The organism is Brachybacterium muris (genome assembly GCF_016907455.1).
Classification (GTDB): domain Bacteria; phylum Actinomycetota; class Actinomycetes; order Actinomycetales; family Dermabacteraceae; genus Brachybacterium; species Brachybacterium muris.
On the sequence record NZ_JAFBCB010000001.1, the window covers coordinates 3,495,009 to 3,514,421 of the forward strand.

Consider the following 19,413-nt stretch of genomic DNA (forward strand, 5'->3'; position numbering starts at 1 on the left):
GCCGCGGGCCCATGGTGCCCGAAGCGTCCCCCATGCTACGAGGTGACCCTGGACCGGCGGAGCACACGGCGCTGCACGATGCCCACCACCCAGCGCACCTCGTCCACTCGCAGCAGCCATCCGGCACCCACGAACACTGCCGTCATCACCACGCCGATCACGCCGCCCAGCAGCACCGCCATGAGGCGATGGGACCAGATCGCCTCCTCGACCAGCATCACCAGCCCGGTGCCCACGGCCCAGGCCAGCACCCCGGCAGCCACCAGTTTGGCCAGCACCACGGCACCCTTGCTCAGGGACGGGGTCTCCACCTGCAGCGCGCCTGCCTGCTTGCGCAGCATCCTGTACCCGGTCAGCCAGGCCACGAGGTTCCCGAGGCTGGTGGCACCGGCCGCCGCCATCGCCGCGTACCGCGGATCCACCACGGTGAGGATCAGTGGCACCGAGGCCAGGGTCACCACCGCGATCGGGATCTGCATCAGGAACGGAGTGCGGGCGTCCTCGTAGGCGTAGAAGACCCGCTTCATCAGGTACAGGGAGGCGAACGGCACCAGACCCAGCATGTACGCCACCAGCACGGTGCCGTTGGCCCGTGCACCCACCTCCCCGGTGCCACCGCCGATCACCCACATGATCGGCCCGGCCAGGGCCACGAACACTGCCGTGCACAGCACCATCGGCACCGCCAGCAGGCGGTTGGTCTCCCCGTAGCGCTCCAGGGCGGCACGGTGCTCGCCCTCGGCCGCATTCCGCGAGATGGCCGGGAAGGTGGCTGTGACCAGCGTGACCGCGATGATCCCCTGAGGGATCATGAACGCCATGTACGCCCACTCCATGGTCAGCAGCGCCGGGTAGCGGGCAGCGGCCTCCGGCTGGTCCTTCAGCAGCTCCGCGGCGCGCACCGCCCCACCGGTGGCCCAGCGCGAGGCCCAGATCCCCACCTGACCCAGGCCCAGCATCGCCAGCGTCCACAGGCCGATCCGGCTCAGCTTGCCCAGGCCCAGTCCGCGGAACCCCCAGCGAGGCCGCAGCCGCAGGTCGAGCTTCTTGACGAACCAGAACAGGAACAGCACCTGCGCGGCGGAGCCGCCCACGTTGATCGCCGCCATCGCGGCCACCATGGTCATGGTCCACTGCTCCGGCTCGCCCACGGTGCCCCAGATCCCCAGGAAGATCGCGGCACCGAGGATGCCCACCAGGTTGTTGAGCACCGGTGCCCACTGGTAGGGGCCGAAGGAGTCGTGGGCGTTCAGGAGCTGACCGCACATCACGTACAGTGCCGAGAAGAAGATCTGCGGCATCATCCACAGGCCCAGCTGGATGGCCAGGGCGTAGGTGACCGGGGGCAGCACGCCGCTGGTGAGCACCAGCAGCACGGGCACCGCCACCATGCACACCACCGTGACGCCCAGGGCGAACGCGGCCACCAGGGTCATCAGGCGGGAGATGTAGTCGCTGCCGCGGTCCGGCCGTTTCACGGCCCGCACGATCGCCGGCACCAGGATCGCGTTCAGGGTGCCGCCGCCCACCAGGATCCAGATGGTGTTGGGCAGGGTGTTGGCGGCGCTGAAGGCGTTGGCCGCGGCGCTCATGGAGCCGGCCAGGATCGCCCCGAACAGGTAGTTGCGCACGAATCCGAGCAGGCGGGAGACGATCGATCCCGATGCCATCAGCACGCTTGCCCTCATCAGGGTGGAGCGGCTGGACGGCACCCCTGCCCGGCGGTGCCGCGGCACGTGCACTGCCCTCAGCTCGCGGGTCATGCGCGCTCCTCCTGCGGGTCGGTCTGGGTCCGGCGGTTCTGCTGGGCGGGCTCGTGGGGGCCAGGATCGGGAGGGGCCGGGCGGGACAGTCCGGTGCGGGAGAGCTCGACCGGGTCCTCCGGGCCCTGCACCGCGGGAGCGCGGGTGCTGGCGCCGGTGCGGCGGGCACGGATCACGCCCACCACCACCAGCAGGCCCATGCCGATCACCAGCAGCAGGGTGGTCCAGTTCTCCCAGGCCGGGTTCACCGTCAGCGGCACCTCGATCGGCTCGGTCAGCGGCCGGCCGTCCGGGGTGGTCAGCCCCACCGTGAGCTGCACGGTGCCGTTGGCGATCGCATCCACGGGAACGGCGATCTCCGTTTCGCCGCGGGCCGGCACCGTCACCTCGGGCTGGTCCTGGTCGATCCGCACCAGTGGCCGGTCCGAGCTGAGCGCGGTGCGCACCGTGATCGGTGTGTCCAGCTCATTGGTGAGGGTGATCGGCACACCTGCCGAGTCGGAGATCAGGTTGTAGCCCGAGGCGGGCACCACGTGGATGCGGTCCATCAGCAGACCCACCTCGTTGCCGGTCTCCCGAGCGCGCTCGGCGGGCACCCCCGCCATGCCCCGCCACCGCAGGGAGGCCCCGGACAGGGCCATCAACCGGGGGGCGTCCAGGGCGGCGTCGTCGTCCATCGCGGCCCCCAGCCGGTCCAGCTGCTCCCAGGAACCGGCGAGGTCCTCCAGCACGGCCGGGCTGGTCAGGGGCGTGGGCTCCGCCTCGGCGAGAGGCTGGTACAGCCCGATCTCGTCGGGGGCGGTGGGGGTGACGGCCTCGGGGTCGATCTCCCCGAGGGTCAGCAGCGCCCCGGTCTCGTCCTGCGGGTCCGTGGTCCAGTCCCCGCTGCCCGTCGCGCCCATCAGGTCCCCGGTGCGGCCCGCGGTGATCCAGGGGGCGTCGGCGAAGGCGTCCAGCACCGAGCCGGTGGCCTGGGCGTCCAGGGCGGCCCCCGGGTCCGGGGCGATCAGCACATGGCGCGGCGCGGTGGTGTACTCCGAGGCGATCGTGGCGGTCTCGGCCAGCATCCTCTGCCGGGTCCGCTCGGTGTCGGTGCTGCCGGTGAGCAGGGAGAACTCGGCCGACAGCTCCGGATCCGGGGCCAGCACCGGGATCGGGCCGGCGTCGGTCGCCAGGGAGCCCACCGAGCTGGGGGTGACCGTCCCCGGCGCCGATCCCCGCAGGGCGGAGGAGGGGACCATCAGCGTGGTCGCGCCGGCATCCGCTGCGTCCTGGAGGGTCTGGGCGTCGGCCTGCTGCGCGGGGACGGACAGGGCGTTGCCGGCCGGCGTGATGCCGGCGTCCCCCCAGGCCCGCTGCCCCGCCTCGGTGACGGCGGTGGAGAGGGTGGTCGTCCCGGCGGCCTGCAGGGCCACCCGGTCGGCGTGCGCGTAGGGCATCGCCAACACGGTGCGGTCCCCCACCTGCTCGGCGAGCGTGGAGGCGAGCGGTGCGGCGACCGGGTGCGGCTCGTACTCGGGGACCGTCGGCGCAGCAGTGGCATCGCCGCCCTCGGCCGGGGGCTCGGTGGCCGGTGCGCCGTCCTCAGCGGTGGAGCCGACCGGGATGCGGGGCGGGTCCAGCAGCGCCGGGTCCAGCCACCAGTCCACGTCCGTGCGCACGGCGAGGTCCACCAGGTCCGCGATCCTGCCGGACTCCACTGCCTCGGCGAAGGCATCGGGCGCGGTGATGGGCGCGGAGGGGTCCAGGGTCGCCACCGGAAGCACCACCGACTGGCGGATCGTGTCGGTCGCCCCCGAGGGGCGCCACACCACGAAGGTGTACAGCGAGGCCAGCTGCTCCTGCCCGGAGACGACGGTGAGGGAGATCCGGCGCGTCCCCCAGTAGTACGGGGCGTCCACGTAGCCCAGCTGGTCGGCGCTCGCACTGACGGCCAGGGTGACGGACTCCCCCGGGGCCAGGTCGGTGCTCGCGGCGGAGGTGGCCACCGGGTCACCGGTCGCATCGACCTCGGTGCGGGCCTGCCACGCGGCAACAGCCTGCCGTTCGGTGACGCGGGAGATGCGGGTGCGCAGTGCGAGCTGCGGGGAGGCGATGTGCTCCGAGGAGGTGTTGGTCACGGTCACCTCCGCCGCCACGGTGCCGTCCGCACCGAGGGAGGTGGGGGTGAGGGACTCCAGGTCCAGCGCCACCGGCGCATCCGGTGCGGGCTGCGGGGGTGCCGCCGGTGCGGCGGGGCGGGCCGACACCGTGCCCGAGCCCATGGCCAGCGCCGTCGCGGGACCGTTCACCAGTGCGGGTGCCGCCACCAGCAGCAGCGTCAGCAGCACTGCCGACAGCGCCACGAGCGCAGGGCGCACGGGCAGCGGGGACGACAGCATGGGGACACCCTATGCGCCGACTACCGTAGAGGTCCCGCAGCCTCGCGCACGACGCCGAGGCGGCTTTCCGGCGACCCTCCCAGGACAGGACACCCGTGACCGATCCCTCTGCTCGCCCCGCAGGCCCTGACACGCCGGCGCATCCCGACACGGCTGCGCGGCTGGAGATCGCGCGCACCCGCGCTGCGACCATGTTCCGGGCCCTGCCCGAGGAGATCCATGACCTGGGCCGCCGTTTCGAGGCCGCGGGCTTCGAGCTGGCCCTGGTGGGCGGGCCGGTGCGGGACGCGGTGCTGGGCCGCTCCAGCGCCGACCTGGACTTCACCACCTCCGCCCGACCGGACGACACCGAGGCGATCCTTCGCACGTGGACCCGCGACGGCGCGATCTGGGACATGGGCCGGCAGTTCGGCACCCTGGGCGGGGTGCGAGACGGCGTGAAGGTGGAGATCACCACCTACCGCACGGAGACCTACGACCCCACCAGCCGCAAGCCCCAGGTGGCCTTCGGCGACACCCTGATCGGTGACCTCTCCCGCCGCGACTTCACCGTCAACGCGATGGCCGTGCGGATCCCCTCGCTGGACCTGGTGGATCCCTTCGACGGTCTGGCCGACCTCGCCGCCGGTGTGCTGCGCACCCCCGTGGCTCCTGAGCAGTCCTTCGACGACGACCCCCTGCGGATGATGCGTGCGGTGCGCTTCGTCTCCCAGCTGGGCTTCGCCCTGCACCCGGCCACCGCCGCGGCCGTCGAGGCGCTCGCCGACCGCATCACCATCGTCTCCGCGGAGCGGGTGCGGGAGGAGCTGGTGCGCCTGATCTGCGGTCAGCACCCCCGGCGGGGCCTGGAGCTGATGGTGGACCTGGGACTGGCCGTCCACGTGCTGCCGGAGCTGCCGGCGATGCAGCTGGAGCTCGATGAGCACCACCGGCACAAGGACGTGTACCAGCACTCCCTCACCGTGCTGGACCAGGCCATCGACCTGGAGAGCGAGCCCGGCTCCGGTGGGCCCTGCGAGAGCCCTGACCTGGTGCTGCGCCTGGCCGCGCTGCTGCACGACATCGGCAAGCCCGCCACCCGCCGCTTCGAGGAGGGAGGCACCGTCACTTTCCGCTTCCACGAGACGGTGGGCGCGAAGATGGCCGCCAAGCGCCTGAAGGCGCTCACCTTCGACAAGGACACCACCAAGAAGGTGGCCCGCCTGGTGGAGCTGCACCTGCGGTTCCACGGCTACGCGGACGCCCCGTGGACCGACTCGGCGGTGCGGCGCTACGTCACCGACGCCGGTGACCTGCTGGAGCGCCTGCACCGCCTCACCCGGGCCGACGTCACCACCCGCAACCGTCGCAAGGCCCGCCATCTGGCCCGCGCCTACGACGAGCTCGAGCAGCGCATCGCCGACCTCGCCGAGCAGGAGGAGATCGGGAAGATCCGCCCGGACCTGGACGGCAACCGGATCATGGAGCTGCTGGGCATCGGCCCGGGCCGGGAGGTGGGTGAGGCGTACAAGCACCTGCTGGAGCTGCGGATGGAGCACGGGCCGCTGGGGCCCGAGCGCGCTGAGCAGGAGTTGCGCGCCTGGTGGGAGGCCCGCTGAGTGCCCCCATGGTGCCCCGCGGGCCCCGCGATCCCGCTGTGACGGACGCCGCAGCAGACGTGCACACCGTGTGAGAGACGCCCCCGTGCCGTTCCGCCCGGGGCGCAGGGGTGTCCATACTGAGAGGTCGCGCACCCGGGTCCCCGGGAAGCGCGAGACCTGACCCTCAGATCGCCCCAGGAGCAGCAATGAGCGAATCCCGACGCTCGTCCGGCGCCCGTCGTGCCGCAGGTGTGCGGCGCGCCTCCGGTTCCGGAAAGTCCGACGCGCGCGGCAAGCGGATCGCCGGCGGCAAGGACGCAGGCTCCCGTACGCCCTCTGCTGATCGCATCAAGGGCAGCAGCCGCACCCAGCGCAAGGGCTCCGCCGGCGCGGCAGCAGCCTCCACCGGTGCGGGGGCCGGGGCTGCAGCTGCCGGATCCACCGGTGGTGCTCGATCCTCTGCCGGCGCTCGGGCCACGGGCCGACGCGCAGCCGACCGGACCTCGGTGGCGGCGCGCCATGCAGCCCCCGGTGGTGCAGGTGCAGGTGCCGGGAAGGGCGGCGGGTCCGGTCGCGGTGGCAGTGGCTCCTCGGGACCCGGTCGCGCCGGAGGCTCCGGCAAGCCCGGCAAGGGCGGCGGTTCGAAGGGTGGCCGAGGCAGTCGCGGAGGCCGGGGCAAGAAGGTCGCCGCTACCAACGTCCTGAACTATCCCCGCGCCGGGGCGAAGAACCCCTGGCGCTGGCTGCCCTCGCTGCGCATGATCGTGGGCGCGATGGCACTGTTCGTGATCGCCGGACTGGGCTTCGCGGTGTGGCTGTACAACGACACCGAGGTGCCCGAGGTGGACGACATCGCCCTGGCGCAGACCTCCCGGGTCTACTTCGCCGACGGCGAGACCGAGATGGGCCGCTTCAGCGAGATCAACCGCACCATCATCCCCAACGACGAGATCCCCGAGAACGTCAAGGACGCGGTGGTGGCCAGCGAGGACTCCAGCTTCTACGAGAACCGCGGGGTGTCCCCCCGCGGGATCGTGCGCGCCCTGATCAACAACCTCAGGGGCGGCGCCCAGCAGGGCGGTTCCACCATCACCCAGCAGTACGTGGAGCGGTACCACACCGGCACCACCACCTCCTACGTCGGCAAGGCGAAGGAAGCGGTGATGGCGCTGAAGATCGACCAGGAGCTCAGCAAGGACGAGATCCTCTCGCGGTACCTCAACACCATCTACTTCGGCCGCGGCGCCTACGGCGTCCAGGAGGCCGCCCAGGCGTACTTCGGCAAGGACGCGAAGGACCTCACGGACGAGGAGGCCGCGGTGCTGGTCGCCGTGATCCCCGCCCCATCGGCCTACGACCCCGCGGAGAACCCGGAGAAGGCCGAGCAGCTGTGGACCCGCGTGATCGAGCGACGGGTCAACGCCACCGGCGGGCTCACGGCCGCCGAGGCCGACGCCATGCAGTTCCCCGAGACCATCCCCCCGGGCCGCACCAATGTCCTGGGCGGCACCAACGGGTACCTGCTGGACACGGTGCGCAGCGAGCTGATCGCCCAGGGGATGACCGCGGACCAGCTGAACACCGGCGGCTACCGGATCATCTCCACGATCGACCCGCGGATGCAGGAGATCGCGGTGACAGCGATCGCCGAGCTGCCCGAGGACAGGCCCGAGCGCAACCGCGTGGGCACCCTGACGATCGACCCCTCCTCCGGGGCGATCCGCTCGATGTACGGCGGGCCCGACTTCGTGAAGCAGGCGCAGAACGATGCCACCCAGTCGCGCATGCAGGCCGGCTCGATCTTCAAGACCTTCACCCTGATCGCGGCCCTGGAGGACGGCTACCCGCTGAAATCCCGTTGGGACGGCAACTCCCCGAAGGAGTTCCCGGAGCAGGGGTGGACCGTCAAGAACTTCAACGACACCTCCTACGGGCGGGTGACCCTCGAGAAGGCCACCACCAGCTCGATCAACACCGCCTACGGCGAGCTGAACATCGAGATCGGTCCGGAGCGCACTCAGGAGACGGCCATCAAGCTGGGCTTGCCGGAGGACACCCCGGGCCTGGGTGCGGAGCCCTCCAACGTGCTGGGTTCGGCCTCGCCGACGGTGCGTGAGATGGCCGAGGTGTACGCGACGGTGGCCGCCGGCGGCATGTACCGGCCCTCCTACATCGTGCAGACGGTGCACACGCCGGACGGCGCCGTGGAGTACGAGCACCAGGACAACGAGCAGCGGGCGCTGGACGAGCGGGTCGCGATCAACGCGACCGTTGCCCTGCAGGGCCCGCCCACGGAGGGGTCCGCCCGCTCGCTGCGGGATGTGATGGACGGACGCCCCGTGGCCGGCAAGACCGGCACCTCGGAGTCCTTCCGCTCGGCCTGGTTCGTGGGCTTCACCCCGCAGCTGGTGACCGCGGTGGGCATGTTCCAGCCCACTGAGGACGGCACCGGTGAGGAGCCGCTGACCCGCTTCGGCGGGGTCGACAACATCACCGGCGGCAGCTTCCCCACACAGATCTGGGGGTCCATCATGTCCCGCTCGCTGGAGGGTCAGGAGTTCATCGACTTCCCGGAGGAGGTGCGCCTGGAGAACCAGAAGCGGACCCAGCGCACGCAGGCACCGCGACCGCGCACCACCCGGGCCCCGGCACCGGAGCCGACCACGGAGGAGCCCTCGGAGGAGCCTTCGGAGGAGCCCACCACGGAAGAGCCGTCGGAGGAGCCGTCGGAGGAGCCGTCGGAGGAGCCGACCACCGAGGAGCCGTCGGAGGAGCCGACGACCGAGGAGGAGCCCACCGAGGAGCCCGAACCCGAGCCCACCACCACACAGCCGGGCGGCGGCCGAGGCAACGGCGGTGGCAACGAGAGGCCCACCGAGGAGCCCACCACCGACACCCAGGGCGGCGAGAGGGCCCCGAACCGCGGCGGGTCAGGAACCGGCTCCGGAGGTTCCGGGGCGGGAGGCGGCACCGGTGGACGTGACGACGCCGGCCCGCCCGCCGGTGGCGGACGGGACGACGGCACCGCCTGAGACACCCCGGACACGGGGCCCCGCGCTGTCTCAGCACGGGGCCCGTTCCTCGTTCCTGAGGCCGACCGCTTCGTCAGTCGCGCAGCTCCTCCGGCCGGCGCTGGTTCTCCCGCCGGCCATGAGTGAGGGAGCGCAGGTCGGTCTCGTCGTCGAAACTGGCGCCCAGGCCACCGGCCACCACACCGAGCGCCGCGCTCATCCACGCGATGTCCAGGTAGCGATCCAGGCTCGCGGGCCGCTTGATCACCGACTCCAGGTAGTCGGGGTCGATCACCACCAGGCCCGCCAGGAAGATCAGCAGCACCATCGCCAGGTACAGGCCCAGCACACTCAGGTACAGCGTGAGCACCGTGGAGAGGTTGTAGTACAGGTGCACGGTGGCGGGGTCCTCCCGCTTGGGCCGCTCCCAGAGGTTGCCGCTGATGATCAGCCACCCCACCATCAGCGTCATCGCCAGCAGGCCGATCGTCAGCAGCCGTGGCGTGGACAGCGCAGCTGACATCTCCCAGATGTTGCTGTAGAAGATGCCGAAGGCGCCGGTGGCGCAGGCCGCGGCCACGGCGCTGGACAGCTTCGGTGCGGTACGCCAGGGGGCGTTGGTGGCCACCATCCCGATGATGGTGCGCGGCACCCCGGTCACGGTGTTCGCCGTCAGCATCGCGCCGGCCTCGCCGGTGGCCTCGGTCCACGCGTTCCCGTGAAGCGAGTACCGCTCATGGTCCTCCTCGGTGCCTACACCGGTGATGCGCAGCACGCAGGCCATGAACACCGAGGTCAGCCGCTTCTTGCTGGACAGCACCCCGACCACCGGGTACGCGATCGCGGCGGAGCACTGCTCGGGGAACACCTCGGCGATCAGGGGCACCCCGCCATGCCGGCGCGGTATCTCGGTGAGCATCAGCACCGCGTCCACGTCCTCGTCACCGGCCATCAGCGCACCGGGCGTGGACATCTCCAGGGTGTTGGCCTCGCTGATGCCCAGCAGCTGGGACCGCACCCGCACCTCGGCACTGCCGAACACGCGTGTCAGCTCCTGCTGCAGGGATTCCTGGGCGCCCTCGGCTCCCAGGGTGCAGCGACCCGGGTCGGCCAGGACCACCACGTTGATGCCGGGCCGGGAGGGATCGCGCGCGGGCTAGACGGTGGCCCGGGGTGCTCGGGAGGAACCGTGGAGGTCGGGGGGCCGTCGGCGGGGAGTCTGTGAAGTGCTCATCAGCGCTGACCCTACTCCCGGCAGCGAGTGGTGCACCCTATTGACCTGGGATTCTACCGTCCGTTACCGCGGGGAGGGGATGCGCTGAGCAGGAGTTGGCCCTGCTGTGGCCATGCCATCACACGCGCGTTCCCTGTCGGGGCACCGTGCCGGGGCATCGTGTCGGCGTCGGGGTTTCCGCGTCGGGCCGCCTCGGTCACCGAGCGAGCCCACGGACATGGTCTCCCAGCACGTCACCGCGCCAGCGCGTCGACTCCGGGACCTCGTCCCAGGCCTTGGCCAGCAGGTCCACCACCTCGGCCGAAAGGCCCTGCTGATGGGCCCGAGCCATCGCCCGTGCGTACAGCCGGGTGGAGCGGTGCGACGGACCATCCGTCCGGCCCGCCCCGCTCATCCCACGTCTCCAGCTGTTCGATCAGCCCCTCGAGATCCAGCAGCCGCTCCAGCCGGGGCAGTCCGTACTCGCGCAGTGTCGCCAGGACGTGCTGCGCGACGGCCGCGGCCGACGACCCGTCCGACACCTCCCACCAGGAATCCGTTGGTGCCGGAGACTGGCTGTGCAGGGAGCCGCGGATCAGGCCCAGTGGCTCGGTGACCGTTCGTGGCATCCCCTCGCCCAGCTCGACGCGCCGCCAGGTGGGTGCGGTGCCCTTGTACCCCCGGTCCCGGAGGGCGGGGACGATGATCTGCTTGCATGCGTCGCGCCACAGCGCTGCGGTGCCTGCCATGGCTCCGGATCCTAGAGGGAGCTGTGATCCCTGGCCCACGTCGGCCCCTGCCCTGGCCGGGACCCCGGGGGCCGGGTAGGCTGGGCCGGTCCGTCACCCGTGCCACCCGGTGCGATCAGCGGATGGCATGAACCCTCCTGCCACGGAGATACCGTGGCCGCGAAGACCACAGGAGGTGGGTACCAGAACATGCGCACTTACGAAATGGTCGTGATCCTCGACCCGTCCGTCGATGAGCGGACCGTGAGCGGAACCTTCGAGAAGCTCGTCCAGGTCGTCCCTGCTGAGGGCGGCACCGTCGACAACGTCGACGTGTGGGGCAAGCGGAAGTTCGCCTACGAGATCGACAAGAAGTCCGAGGGCATCTACATCGTCCTCACCTTCACCGCCAAGCCCGAGACCGCCCAGGAGCTGGATCGTCAGCTGGGCCTGAACGAGTCCGTGCTGCGCACCAAGCTGATGCGCGTCGACGAGACCAAGCCCGCCGTTGCGGCCGAGCCCGCTGCCGACGAGTCCAACTGAGTCTTATCCCCCCACCCGTCCCGGAAGCACAGGAGCATCCATGGCGAATGACACCGTCATCACGGTGATCGGCAACCTCACCGCCGACCCCGAGCTGCGTTTCACGCAGTCCGGCATCGCGGTGGCGTCGTTCACCGTCGCGTCCACCCCCCGCACCTTCGATCGCCAGGCGAACGAATGGAAGGACGGGGAGGCGCTGTTCCTGCGCTGCTCGATCTGGCGCGACGCCGCGGAGAACGTGGCCGAGTCGCTGGAGAAGGGCACCCGCGTGATCGTGCAGGGTCGCCTCAAGCAGCGCTCCTACACCGACCGCGAGGGCAACAACCGCACCAGCATCGAGCTGGACGTCGAGGAGATCGGCCCGTCCCTGAAGTACGCCACCGCGAAGCCCACCAAGGTGCAGCGCGGCGGCGGGGGCGGCTTCTCCGGCGGCGGCCAGCGCGGCGGCGCCCCCCAGGGCGGCGGCTACGGCGGCGGCAACGGTGGCAACCAGGGCGGCGGTGGCTACGGCAACGCCCCCCAGGGTGGCAACCAGTCCGGCGACTCCGACCCCTGGGCCGGTGGCGGCAACCAGGGCGGGTACGACGATCCCCCCTTCTGATCACCCGGCCCGGCCCCACTGATGTGAGGCAGCGGCCCTGATCACACCCCCTTATCCATTCCATCCCGGGTGCATGCCCGGGCTCCCTTAGGAAGAAGGAGCACCACGATGGCCAAGCCTGTTCTTCGCAAGCCGAAGAAGAAGCAGAACCCGCTGAAGGCCGCGGGTCTCGAGACCGTTGATTACAAGGACGCAGGTCTGCTGCGCAAGTTCATCTCCGACCGTGGAAAGATCCGCGCTCGCCGCGTCACCGGTGTGACCGTGCAGGAGCAGCGCAAGATCGCCAAGGCCGTGAAGAACGCCCGCGAGATCGCCCTGCTGCCGTACTCGACCTCCGGTCGCTGAGCGAGGAAGGGAACACCATGACCACCAAGCTCATCCTCACCAACGAGGTCACCGGCCTCGGTACCGCCGGTGACGTCGTCGAGGTCAAGGACGGCTACGCCCGCAACTACCTGGTCCCCCGCGGCCTCGCCACGGCATGGACCAAGGGTGGCCAGCGCCAGCTGGACCAGATCCGTGCCGCTCGCGGCAAGCGTTCCATCGAGAGCGTGGAGGAGGCCCAGTCGCTGAAGGCCACCCTGGAGGCCAAGCCGATCGTCGTCGCCGAGCGCGCCGGCGTCAACGGCCGTCTCTTCGGTGCCGTCACCTCCAAGGAGGTGGCCGAGGCAGTGAAGGCCACCTTCGACAAGGACATCGACCGCCGCGCCGTCGAGTTCGCCACCGCGATCAAGTCGCTGGGCGAGCACAAGGCGACCGTGCGCCTGCACGAGGACATCTTCGCGAACCTCGTGGTCCAGGTCGTGGCCGCCAAGGGCGCCAAGGCCTGAGTCGTACCGCGCGGCGGGTGACAGCCCACCCCCCCGCACATCGAGTGCGACGTTGTGAACAGTTCGGCACCGCTGAACTGTTCACAACGTCGCACTCGATCTGTTTATCGGGCGGGGTGAGATGCTCCCGGACTGAAACCGACCATCGGTCCGGCACACCCCGGCACACACTCGACCATCGGTCCCCCCGGCGGGTACCTGCGTCGGCGGCGTGGCGCAGGCATCCTGGGTAGCGTTGCCGCCATGTTCGGGAACAAGCAGAAGCAAGAGCAGATCGATCGACTGGTGCGGAAGAACCGTGAGCTGGGAGCCCTGGTGGTGCAACTCGCTGAGCGAGCCGGCGTGACCGGTGCGGAGCTGGACCGGCTGCGAGCGGACACCGAGCCCGGCCTCACCACCCAGGTGCAGCAGGTGGTCGCCGGGGGCAAGTTGATCGAGGCCATCAAGGAGTACCGCGTCGCCACGGGAGCAGGCCTCAAGGAGGCCAAGGACGCCGTGGAGGAGTACGCGCGTCGCATGCAGTGAACCGGCGTGGCATGCCGGGCAACTGACGCTGCACGGCGCGCACGGAGCTGGCGCGACGGCTGATCCGTCACATCGGGCCGTCCAGGCACCCTGGCGGGGTCCGGATGAGCGCCACGCTCGTATCCTCGATGGGTGAATTCCCCGTCCCACCCCTCCTCCCGCCCTGACCGGGCCACCCCCGCAACGGCCACCCCCGCACCGGTCGACGGCTCGGAGGACTCCCACCGCGGCCTCGCCCGCTCCCTCGGCCACGGGCAGATGGCCATGATCGCCATGGGCTCGGCGCTGGGCACCGGCCTGTTCCTGGGCTCCGGTGAGGCGATCGCCCTGGCCGGCCCCGCCGTGATCATCACCTTCGCGGTCGGCTCCCTGATCGCGGCCACCATCGCCCTGTCGATGGGGGAGATGGCCTCGCGGCATCCCGTGCGCGGCGGCTTCGGCACCCTGGCCGCCCGCTACCTCTCCCCGTTCTGGGGGTACCTCAGCCGCTGGCTGTACTGGATCGTCACCGTGGGGGTGACGGGCACCGAGCTGGTGGCCTGCGCCGCCTACCTCTCCTACTGGGCGCCCGGGGTGCCCATCTGGGCCGGGATCCTGATGTTCGCCGCGGTGATCATCGGGATCAACCTGGCCAGCGTCGGCTCCTTCGGCACCGTCGAGTTCGCACTGTCCTCCGTGAAGGTGATCGCGGTGCTGGTGTTCATCATCGTCGGCGTGATCCTGGTGTTCGTCGGCCTGCCGTCCCAGCCCGCCCCCGGCCTCAGCCTGCTCACGGCCGACGGGGGCTTCGCGCCGATGGGCTGGGCGCCGGTGTGGGTGGCCCTGTCGATCGTGATGTTCTCCTTCGGCGGCATCGAGCTGCTGTCCATCACCGCGGCGGAGGCCAAGGACCCGGCCCGCTCCATCCGCACCGCCGCCCGCACCACCGTGGTGCGCCTGGCGTTCTTCTACGTGGCCTGCATCGGCATCGTGCTGTGCCTGGTGCCGTGGCAGCAGGCCGCCGGCACCGGTGAGGATGTGGCCACCTCCCCGTTCGTGATGGTGTTCGACCGGCTGGGCATCCCCGGCGGCGCGCACGTCACGAACCTTCTGGTGCTGATCGCGGCGCTCTCAGCTGCCAACGCGAACCTCTACGCCGGCAGCCGCATGCTGCACTCCCTGGCCTCGGACGGACTGGCACCACGTGCCGTCGCCTGGACCACCCGGAACCGGGTGCCGGTGGTGGGCATCGCCTGCAGCTCCATCGGCATCGTCGGCGCTGCGATCCTGGCGTTCAGCGGGGTGGGCGGCGTGTTCGGCTACATGATGAGCCTGGTGGTGTTCTCGGTGCTGATGGTGTGGGCACTGATCCTGATCACCTTCATCCGGTTCCGCCGCAGCGGCATCACCGGTGCCACCTTCCACGTCCCCGGCGGCATCGGCACCGCAGTGGTGGGTCTGGTGGGGCTGCTGGCGATCCTGGCCACCGTCACGGTGCGGCCCAGCATGCAGGCCGCCGCGATGGTGGGGGTTCCGGTGGTGCTGATCGCGTCCGTGCTGTACGTGCTGGTGGCACGCCACCGCATCGACCAGGCCGACATCGACGAGGCCTTCGCCGAGGCGGAGTCCATGCGCTGAGGAGACCCCCGTACCAGGCGCTGCTCGTCGGAGGGAGGCGGCACGCCCAGCCGGCCCGAGCACGTGGTGTTCGTTACGGTGCGTCGGATCCGGTTTGGGTGAGCGGCTCCCTGGGGGTAATCTGTAGGAACCTTCGACCTCGGTGTGTTGAAACCCGGTGTCGAAGACTCGCGCGAGTGGCGGAATTGGCAGACGCGCACGGTTCAGGTCCGTGTGCCCGAAAGGGCGTGGGGGTTCAACTCCCCCCTCGCGCACCGCGAGAAACACCCCCTTCACCAGCAGAAATGCCGGTGGAGGGGGTTCTTCGTGCGTCGGTGGGTGGTGCGGTGCGTGGGTAGGTGGTGCAGTGCGCGGGTAGGCGGTGCGTGGTCGGGAGCAGGTAGGCGGTGCCTGGTCGGGACCGACGTGCAGCGCGAGCCGGGCGCGTGGTGAGACGCTGGGGGAGCCTCCAGCGCCGCCGTGAAGGGATGACCTCGTGACAACCCCCGCCTCTGAGAACTCCACCGAGAACCCCCTGCTGCAGGGCGACCACTACCGGATTACCCCGATCACCCCGCGCCTGGTGCGCCTGGAATGGTCGCCCTCGGGCACCTTCGAGGACCGCCCCTCCGTGTTCGCCACCAACCGCGAGCTGCGGGACGAGTCCGCGCGCGTGAGCGAGACCGCCACCGGGGTGCGCGTGGAGACCGACCACTACGTCCTGGACTACGACCGCGGTGAGTTCTCCGCCAACGGCCTGTCTCTCGCCGTGCTGGGCGGCGTCTCCAACTACCACTCGATCTGGCGGTACCAGCAGGATCTGTCCCTGCCGGCCCACCGCACCGCCCAGCGCGAGGGCCGCATCACCCGGCCCCTGGACGGCAACCTGGGCGGCGCCACCCGCACCCTGGACGAGGCCGACGGCGCCGTGGACCTCGATCCCGGGGTGAACAGCACCTACGGCTATGCGGACATCGACGACTCGGACTCGATGGTGTTCGGGCCCGACGGCGAGCTGCAGGCGCGGGGTGCCGAGCCGGGTTCCGTGGACCTGTACGTGTTCGCCGCCGGTCGCGACCACGTGGCCGCGGTGAGGGACCTGTTCGCGCTCTCGGGCCCGCAGCCGCTGCTCCCGCGCTGGGCGCTGGGCAACTGGTGGTCCCGCTACCACCGCTACACCGAGGAGTCCTACCTCGAGCTGATGGACCGCTTCGAGGACGAGGGCGTTCCGCTGTCCGTCGCCGTGATCGACATGGACTGGCACCTGACCGACGTCGACCCCGCGTACGGCTCCGGCTGGACCGGGTACACCTGGGACCCGGAGCTGTTCCCTGACCCCGCGCGCTTCCAGCAGGCCCTGCACGATCGGGGCCTCCGGGTCACCCTCAACGACCATCCCGCTGACGGGGTGCGCGCCTTCGAGGAGCTGTACGAGAAGGTCGCCGAGGCCATGGGGCGCACGGCCGACGGCGCGGCCGTGGAGTTCGACCCCACCGACCCCGGGTTCCTCCGCGCTTACCTCGAGGTGCTGCACCGCGGCCTGGAGGAGCTGGGCACCGACTTCTGGTGGCTGGACTGGCAGTCGGGCCCCTACTCGAAGGTCCCCGGCATGGATCCGCTGTGGGTGCTCAACCACGTCCAGTACGAGGACACCCGCAAGCAGAACGGCGACGGGCTGCTGCTGTCGCGCTACGCGGGACCGGGCAGCCACCGCTACCCCGTCGGCTTCTCCGGCGATGCCGTGATCAGCTGGAAGTCGCTCGCCTTCCAGCCGCGGATGACGGCGGCCGCGGCGAACATCGGCTACGGCTGGTGGAGCCATGACATCGGCGGCCACATGGGCGGGTACTGGGACGAGGAGCTGGCCACCCGCTGGGTGCAGTTCGGCGTGTTCTCCCCGATCCTGCGCCTGCACTCCTCCAGCTCCCGGTTCACCGGCAAGGAGCCGTGGATGTTCCCCGAGCCCGCGCACGCGGTGATGGTGGAGCAGCTGCGACTGCGCCACCGCCTGGTGCCCTACCTCCACGCCATGAACCGCCGCGCCTATCACGAGGGCCGGTCCCTGGTGGAGCCCACCTACTTCGAGGACACGTCCCTCGAGGCGTACATGTATTGCGACCAGTACCTCTTCGGCTCGGAGCTGCTGGTGGCGCCGATCGTGCGTCCCGTGGACCGCACCACCCGGCTCGCCGTGGCCGAGGCGTGGCTGCCCGCGGGCCGCTGGACCGATGTCACCACCGGCATCTCCTATCGCGGGGGCCGACTGGCGAGCCTGCACCGCGACCTGTCCTCGATCCCGGTGCTGCTGCGCGCCGGCGGGTTCCTGCCATTGATCGCCGAGGGGGAGTCCCTGGACATCCGCGAGACCACCCCGGCGCTCGAGGTCCTCGTCGCAGGCGGTGGCGACGGCACGTTCATGCTGGCCGAGGAGACCGAGCCCGGGACCTGGGCCGAGACCGTGTTCTCGCTGGACATCGAGGCCGGGCGCCTCACCATCGAGCCCGCGACCGGCGACGGATTCCCGGCCCGCACCATCTGGGAGCTGACGCTCCTGGGCTTCGGCCCGGAGGCGGCCGGCGACCTCACCGTACGCGGTGCCGAGATCCAGAGCGTGACCACCGCGGACGGTCGGGTGAGGGTGCGCCTGGTCGGTGCCGGCACCGAGCCGGTGGTGCTGGAGGGCGCAGGGCTCGGCACCACCGGGCCCGGAGACGTGCTGGGTCAGGTGGAGAAGGTGCTGCGTGGCGCGGCCATCGGCTACTTCACCAAGGACCTGCTGTTCGCCCAGCTCGAGCGTGACGGCGCCGCCGCCCTCAGCTCACTCGCCGCGTACGGCACGGTGCCCGTCTTCACGCCGGAGGATGTCGAGCACGGCCACCCCACCCCGGAGCTGGTCGCCGCCCTCACGGAGCTGCTGCTCGCTGATCGGTGACAGGAACGGGTGCACTCGTCCGGGCTCAGGTCAGGGCGTGTGCACCCATCCCTCGTCCTGGTGCCGCCACCGCTGCACCTCGCCGGTCACGGCGGGAACGTCGCCGGTCAGCCAGTAGGTGGATCCGGGGTCCCAGCCGCCGATCACGCTCGCGGTATCTGCATCGACCTCAAGGGCACGGGTGGCGGCCTGCAGGTACCCGGCCACCGTCAGGTGCACGGCGTCCCACTGCTGCGCCACCTGCTCCCAGTCGGGCACCACCCATCTGCCGTCGCGCCCTGTGGCCCGGTACCAGTCCCCCCTGCGCGAGGCAGAGACCTCCAACGGGTGCTCACGGCACAGAGCGATCCAGCCCTCCGCGCCTGTGATTTCGAGGGCGCGCCCGGGCCCGTGCACCGGTGTCACCCACGCGTCGACCCAGCCCATCTCGTCCTCCACCAGGTCCAGCGCGGCGGGGACCCGGTCCACCGTCTGCTGCAGTCCCAACGGGGTCGACCACCATGACCCCGACGGTGCGTTCCGGGCATGCCGGGGCTGCTTCTTGCGTGCGGCTGCCTCACCCTCCCGGGCATCCGCGGCCCATCGGGACACGTCCCGATGGAGCCAGGAGTCGTCGGGAGAACCCGGCCGGCCCCAGCGCACGATCCACTGCTGCGGCGCGCACGGCCGGTCCCAGCCCAGCACCGGTGCCCATGCGGCAACCCTCTCGGCCAAGGGCCGCAGCGCATCGCCGATGTCCGGGAGAGCAGCGAGCGCGTCCTGATCATCGGGCTCCTGCCAGTACATGGCAGCTCCCACCGATGTGGACAGCGCCCGATGCAGCAGCTGGGCCGGGTCCCCGCCGGGAACCCCGCCAGGGGAAGGCGCATCGAGAACGGTCAGGTCCAGGGCTGCCAGATCGCGGGCCAGCTCCTCGATGGTGCGGGGCGGCTCACGGTCGGCCTGGCCCGCGCCGCCGTCGCCCCCGCTGCCCCCGGCAACGGGACCGAACAGCAGCACGGAGCGGAACGAGGGACTCGGATCCAGCTCGGCCCCCAGCATCGAGGCACCCAGGCCGATCCGCTCGTCCAACCGGCAGGCCAGGTCGAGACACATCCGTCTCCCGCGGGGCCCTGCCAGCAGTGACTGCGCATCGAGCCCCATCGGAGGGCCTCTTCTCAGATGAACTCGTAGGGATCGAACTCGTCGATGTCGATGATCCGGATCCGCGGCAGCGGGCTGGTGAACGCCTCGACGTCGTACTCGAGGTCGAACATCTCGATGCCGGGGATGCCGCGCAGCTCACCGGAGAAGAACTCGTGGAAGCCCACCAGGGCGGTGCGACGCCCCTCGGTGCCAGCCAGCGCCGTCATCTGCGGCACGAAGTCCGCGTCATGGCTGACCAGCATCACGTCGGCCGCACGGTCCTGCAGGGCCTCGGCGGTGCGCTGGATGGCGATGTCCACCACCTTGCCCTCGCCGCGCAGCGGCACCGGGCGGTACCCGATCGCGGTGAGGGCCTGCACGAACCCCACCGGCAGGCTGTCGTCCACGGCCAGGAAGAACAGGCCCGAGACCGGATTGCCCCAGGCGTCCTGTGCATGGGTCAGCAGCTTGCCCCAGCGGGGCCGCTCCTCCGGCTGGGGCCGGCGGCCCAGGACCGACACCCCCAGGGTGGCGTCGATGTTCTCCCCGTCGACCAGGAGGTACGTGGTGCGGTCGGTCATCTGA

The 19,413-nt window shown here is 70.9% G+C and carries 15 protein-coding genes and 1 tRNA gene; 10 read left to right on the plus strand and 6 right to left on the minus strand.

Annotated features, from left to right (window positions below):
* Window positions 1-35: 35 nt before the first annotated feature.
* Both murJ and JOD52_RS16165 read right to left on the minus strand, forming a co-directional pair.
* On the minus strand, window positions 36-1,670 hold the full coding sequence (murJ, locus tag JOD52_RS16160; RefSeq protein ID WP_239551943.1) for a murein biosynthesis integral membrane protein MurJ: 1,635 nt from the start codon (window positions 1,668-1,670) through the stop codon (window positions 36-38).
* A gap of 89 nt (window positions 1,671-1,759) precedes the next feature.
* Entirely contained in the window at window positions 1,760-4,144 is a 2,385-nt protein-coding gene (locus JOD52_RS16165; protein ID WP_204411185.1) for a DUF6049 family protein, read from the minus strand.
* Between the two features lie 191 nt (window positions 4,145-4,335).
* Here JOD52_RS16165 and JOD52_RS16170 point away from each other — a divergent pair, with 191 nt between their 5' ends.
* Together JOD52_RS16170 and JOD52_RS16175 are read left to right on the plus strand one after the other, a co-directional pair.
* Window positions 4,336-5,742, plus strand: coding sequence for a CCA tRNA nucleotidyltransferase (locus JOD52_RS16170; RefSeq protein WP_239552479.1), 1,407 nt, complete (start codon window positions 4,336-4,338; stop codon window positions 5,740-5,742).
* Between the two features lie 188 nt (window positions 5,743-5,930).
* On the plus strand, window positions 5,931-8,756 hold the full coding sequence (locus tag JOD52_RS16175; protein ID WP_204411189.1) for a transglycosylase domain-containing protein: 2,826 nt from the start codon (window positions 5,931-5,933) through the stop codon (window positions 8,754-8,756).
* A gap of 73 nt (window positions 8,757-8,829) precedes the next feature.
* Here JOD52_RS16175 and JOD52_RS16180 read toward each other — a convergent pair whose 3' ends face one another.
* A complete protein-coding gene (locus tag JOD52_RS16180; protein ID WP_259884394.1) occupies window positions 8,830-9,855 on the minus strand; it encodes a hypothetical protein in 1,026 nt (341 codons plus the stop codon).
* 310 nt (window positions 9,856-10,165) lie between these two features.
* A complete protein-coding gene (locus JOD52_RS17650; RefSeq protein ID WP_259783812.1) occupies window positions 10,166-10,300 on the minus strand; it encodes a hypothetical protein in 135 nt (44 codons plus the stop codon).
* A 586-nt stretch (window positions 10,301-10,886) separates the two neighbouring features.
* Here JOD52_RS17650 and rpsF point away from each other — a divergent pair.
* The 8 genes from rpsF to JOD52_RS16220 all read left to right on the plus strand — a co-directional run bounded on the left by rpsF (window position 10,887) and on the right by JOD52_RS16220 (window position 17,703).
* Window positions 10,887-11,219 carry a 30S ribosomal protein S6 gene (gene rpsF / locus JOD52_RS16185; protein ID WP_204411191.1) on the plus strand — a complete coding sequence of 111 codons (333 nt, stop codon included), beginning with the start codon at window positions 10,887-10,889 and terminating at the stop codon, window positions 11,217-11,219.
* A gap of 40 nt (window positions 11,220-11,259) precedes the next feature.
* Window positions 11,260-11,820 (plus strand): single-stranded DNA-binding protein, encoded by a 561-nt coding sequence (locus JOD52_RS16190; protein ID WP_204411193.1) that lies wholly within the window; start codon window positions 11,260-11,262, stop codon window positions 11,818-11,820.
* A gap of 108 nt (window positions 11,821-11,928) precedes the next feature.
* A complete protein-coding gene (gene rpsR, locus JOD52_RS16195) occupies window positions 11,929-12,165 on the plus strand; it encodes a 30S ribosomal protein S18 (RefSeq protein WP_017823537.1) in 237 nt (78 codons plus the stop codon).
* Between the two features lie 17 nt (window positions 12,166-12,182).
* Window positions 12,183-12,650 (plus strand): 50S ribosomal protein L9, encoded by a 468-nt coding sequence (rplI, locus tag JOD52_RS16200; RefSeq protein ID WP_017823538.1) that lies wholly within the window; start codon window positions 12,183-12,185, stop codon window positions 12,648-12,650.
* A gap of 243 nt (window positions 12,651-12,893) precedes the next feature.
* Entirely contained in the window at window positions 12,894-13,175 is a 282-nt protein-coding gene (locus JOD52_RS16205; protein WP_204411195.1) for a ribosomal protein L7/L12, read from the plus strand.
* Between the two features lie 258 nt (window positions 13,176-13,433).
* Window positions 13,434-14,792 carry an amino acid permease gene (locus tag JOD52_RS16210; RefSeq protein WP_276547970.1) on the plus strand — a complete coding sequence of 453 codons (1,359 nt, stop codon included), beginning with the start codon at window positions 13,434-13,436 and terminating at the stop codon, window positions 14,790-14,792.
* Window positions 14,793-14,962: 170 nt separating this feature from the next.
* Window positions 14,963-15,046 (plus strand) — tRNA-Leu (locus JOD52_RS16215).
* A gap of 221 nt (window positions 15,047-15,267) precedes the next feature.
* Window positions 15,268-17,703 carry a TIM-barrel domain-containing protein gene (locus JOD52_RS16220; protein WP_204411199.1) on the plus strand — a complete coding sequence of 812 codons (2,436 nt, stop codon included), beginning with the start codon at window positions 15,268-15,270 and terminating at the stop codon, window positions 17,701-17,703.
* Window positions 17,704-17,733: 30 nt separating this feature from the next.
* Here the strand turns inward: JOD52_RS16220 and JOD52_RS16225 are convergent, their stop codons facing one another.
* Window positions 17,734-18,798: a hypothetical protein gene (locus JOD52_RS16225; RefSeq protein ID WP_204411201.1), complete on the minus strand. Its 1,065-nt coding sequence runs from the start codon at window positions 18,796-18,798 to the stop codon at window positions 17,734-17,736.
* Window positions 18,799-18,860: 62 nt separating this feature from the next.
* Window positions 18,861-19,409: an NYN domain-containing protein gene (locus JOD52_RS16230; RefSeq protein WP_204411805.1), complete on the minus strand. Its 549-nt coding sequence runs from the start codon at window positions 19,407-19,409 to the stop codon at window positions 18,861-18,863.
* Between the last annotated feature and the right edge of the window lie 4 nt (window positions 19,410-19,413).